Genomic DNA, 3,261 nt, shown 5'->3' on the forward strand with positions numbered 1-3,261 from the left:
CCTCACCGGGCAGCTCGGGGACGTCATGAAGGAGTCGGCGCGGATCGCGCTCACCTACGTCCGGGCCCACGCCGAGGAGCTGGGCATCGACGACGACGTGTTCGGTGACCGCGAGTTCCACGTCCACGTCCCTGCCGGGGCCATCCCCAAGGACGGACCGAGTGCCGGCATCACGATGACCACCGCGCTGGCGTCCCTGCTGACCGGTCGCCCGGTCAAACACACGGTCGGCATGACCGGCGAGGTCACCCTGCAGGGCCGCGTGCTGCCGATCGGCGGCCTGAAGCAGAAGGTCCTCGCGGCCCACGCCGCCGGCCTGACCGATGTCGTCCTCCCGGAGCGCAATCGCGGCGACCTGGACGACGTGCCGCAGGACGTCCGCGACCAGATGACCTTCCACCCGGTGATGACCATCGGCGAGGTCCTGGACGTGGCGCTCGAGCCGGTGCCCACACGGGGGGCTGCGCACACGGCGTAACTCCCGGTGTTTGCGGGGTCGGGCCCGAACCATCCTTGCGTCCGCGGTCGCACCTATGTTGCATCGCGCACGAGGGGAGTCCTATGGCCCGGCCCTTGCACATCTACGCCAGTGCCTTCTCGAGACGCGAGAGGTCTCGGGTGGTCTGGCGTCGGCGCCGTGCCGCGGCGCTGCCCGCCTTCCTCGGCGCGCTGACCGGTGCGATGGTCCTCGGTCTCGCCGAGTTCGCGCCCGACGTCCTCGCGCACGTCCTCTGAGGAACGCGCGTCCCGCACCTACCGGCGCTGGGCCCGCGCCGCTCTGCGGGCCGCTCGCATCGCGCCCCTTCGTGTCAGCGCGACACCCCACTCGCAGACGGTCCCGTGCTCGAGGTCGCGGACCGACCACCACCACCGCGGACTCTGGAACGCCGAGACCTCGAGCGTTCCCAGCTCGCAGCGATATCTCCGTCGCGCCCGCGCCCTGACGCGCAGCGCGACGGTCTCCAGCACGCGATCTCCGAACGCAGCATGCACCGCCATCGGTGTCGCTGTTACCCGGTGCAGATCTGACAAACCCCGCGTCCCCCCGGCCTGCGCCGGGACGCGAGCAGCACCGCTCAGGCCGCTTGTCGGGCGGCGACCGTCTCGTGCGTCCCGGGTGCCTGCTCCGGCACGACGCCCGCGGCGGCCCTGGCGTGCACGTAGCCGACCCACGTCAGGGTCGCGAGCGCGACGTGGACCCACACCATCTCCGCCGGCAGCTCGAGGCGGTACTGCACGATGCCCAGGACGCCCTGGGCCGCGAGGAGGGCGATCGTCAGGAGGAGCGTGGTGGTGAGCTCCCGGCTGCCGCGGCGCCGGGACATCCACCATGCGACCACGGTCCCGACGCCCAGGAGCGCGACGACGACCCCGTGGATGTGGATGACGGCGCGCAGGGTCTCGTCGCCGAAGAAGTCCAGGCGGCCGACGAACTCGCCCGTGCCCGACGCGCCGGCGTGCGGTCCGGCGGCCGTCGACATGGTGCCGAGCGCGATCGCGACGAAGGCGAAGACGTAGAGCCCGCGGACGAGGAGGACCGTCGCACGGTCGGCCGTCACGGTGCGCACCTCGTCCGGCGCGCGCAGGGACCGCCACCACAGCTCGAACGCCCACAGCAGCAGGACCATGGAGACCAGGTAGTGGGCCATGACCCAGCCCGGCGCGAGCTGGAACAGGACCGACAGGCCGCCGATCACGGCCTGCAGCAGCACGCCGAACGGCAGGGACAGCGCCAGGTACTTCAGGTCCGGACGGGCGGGCTTGACGAGGAAGACCCCGAGCCAGGCACCGACCGCGCCGGCCGAGACGACGAACGTCAACAGCCGGTTGCCGAACTCGATGACCCCGTGGGTGTCGAGCGACGAGTGCACCGAGGTCTCCGTGCACTTCGGCCAGGTGGGACAGCCCAGGCCGGATCCGGTGAGCCGGACGGCCGCGCCGGTGAAGACGATCAGGATCAGGAGGACGAGCGCCGCGAAGGCGATCTGCGAGTAGCGCTCGGGGCTGATCGGATGGCGGTCGGCGAAGGCGGCGAGGCGGGTGCGCATCGCGTCACAGTGTGCCGGACGGGGGCGCCGGGCGGCGTGACGACGAGCCGTCCCGGTGGCCGCCGCGCAGGCCCACGAAGCTCGTGATCGCCCCCACCACCAGGAGCGCGACGCACACCCACGTGCCGGCGTGGAAGGCGGCGACCGCGTCGTCCGTGGCCGCCGCGGCGAACGTCGGCGCGCCGAGCCGTCCGGCCACGACCGCCCCGACCCCCGCGATCGCCAGCAGACCGGCGACGCGGGCCATCGCGTTGTTGACCCCGCTGGCGACGCCGGCATGGCGATCGTCGACCGCCGAGAGCACCGTCGTGGTCAGGGGCGCCACCGTCATCGACAGGCCCAGCCCGAACAGGGCGATGCCGGGCAGCACCTGGCTGGCGTACGCCGCGTCCGCGTCGATCAGCGTGAACAGCGACAGCCCGATCGCCATCACCGCCGGTCCGGCCGTCATCAGGACCCGCGGACCGATGCGCTCCGCCAGCGCCCCCCAGCGACGGGAGAGCGCGATCAGCATGAGCGTCACCGGCACGCCGGCCAGGCCGCCCTCCGTGGCCGAGTACCCGCCGACCTGCTGCAGGAACAGGGTGAGGAAGAACATCGCGCCGCCGAGCCCCGCGTACACCGACACGGTCGCGGCGTTCGCGACCGAGAACGTCCGCTCACCGAACAGGCCGAGTGGCAGCATCGGTTCGCGGGCCCGCCGCTCCCAGACCACGAACGCGGCGAGGAGCGCCACGCCGGCGGCGAGGGGCAGCGCGACGAGCGGCGAGCCCCAGCCGTGCTCCGGCTGCTCGATCGTGCCGAGGACCACGCCTCCCAGACCGCCGGCACACAGCAGCGCGCCGGGGAGATCGACGCGCCGCGAGTGCCCCGGCGCGGGCTCGAGCGCCGGCACGTGACGCAGCGCGATGACGAGCGCAGCGGCGACGATCGGGACGTTCATCGCGAAGATCGCCCGCCACGAGAGCTGATCGATCAGCACACCCCCCACCGGCGGTCCCACCGCGATCGCGGCGCTGGTGGCTGCGGTCCAGGTGCCGATCGCCGCACCGCGCTGCACCGGGTCGCGGTACACCTCGGTGAGGATCGCCAGGGAACTGGGCACCAGCAGCGCCCCCGCGACGCCCTGCAGGCCGCGCGCGGCGACCAGCAGTTCCACGTTCGGCGCCAGCGCGCACAGCACGCTCGTCGCACCGAATCCGGCGACGCCGAG

At 73.0% G+C, this 3,261-nt stretch carries 5 protein-coding genes; 2 read left to right on the forward strand and 3 right to left on the reverse strand.

Annotation, left to right across the window (positions count from 1 at the left end):
• Positions 1–478: S16 family serine protease (locus ABYE80_RS18880; protein ID WP_372791862.1), on the forward strand; the 478-nt coding region annotated here is incomplete at its 5' end.
• Positions 479–561: 83 nt separating this feature from the next.
• Entirely contained in the window at positions 562–735 is a 174-nt protein-coding gene (locus ABYE80_RS18885) for a hypothetical protein (RefSeq protein ID WP_372791863.1), read from the forward strand.
• 18 nt (positions 736–753) lie between these two features.
• On the opposite strand, the gene ABYE80_RS18890 is transcribed toward ABYE80_RS18885, so the two are convergent.
• The 3 genes from ABYE80_RS18890 to ABYE80_RS18900 all read right to left on the reverse strand — a co-directional run.
• Complete coding sequence (locus ABYE80_RS18890) at positions 754–969, reverse strand: hypothetical protein (RefSeq protein ID WP_372791864.1); 216 nt, start codon at positions 967–969, stop codon at positions 754–756.
• Positions 970–1,076: 107 nt separating this feature from the next.
• Positions 1,077–2,048, reverse strand: coding sequence for a heme A synthase (locus tag ABYE80_RS18895; protein ID WP_372791865.1), 972 nt, complete (start codon positions 2,046–2,048; stop codon positions 1,077–1,079).
• Between the two features lie 4 nt (positions 2,049–2,052).
• Positions 2,053–3,261, reverse strand: a 1,209-nt coding sequence (locus tag ABYE80_RS18900) for an MFS transporter (protein WP_372791866.1), incomplete at its 5' end; no start/stop codon positions are given.

Source organism: Paraconexibacter sp. (assembly GCF_041602235.1).
GTDB lineage: Bacteria > Actinomycetota > Thermoleophilia > Solirubrobacterales > Solirubrobacteraceae > Paraconexibacter.

What these genes read in the sequence shown, in the direction of transcription:
- ABYE80_RS18885 (WP_372791863.1), top strand. Translation starts at nt 562, where the DNA reads ATGGCCCGGCCCTTGCACATCTACGCCAGTGCCTTCTCGAGACGCGAG.
- ABYE80_RS18895 (WP_372791865.1), bottom strand. Translation starts at nt 2,048, where the DNA reads ATGCGCACCCGCCTCGCCGCCTTCGCCGACCGCCATCCGATCAGCCCC.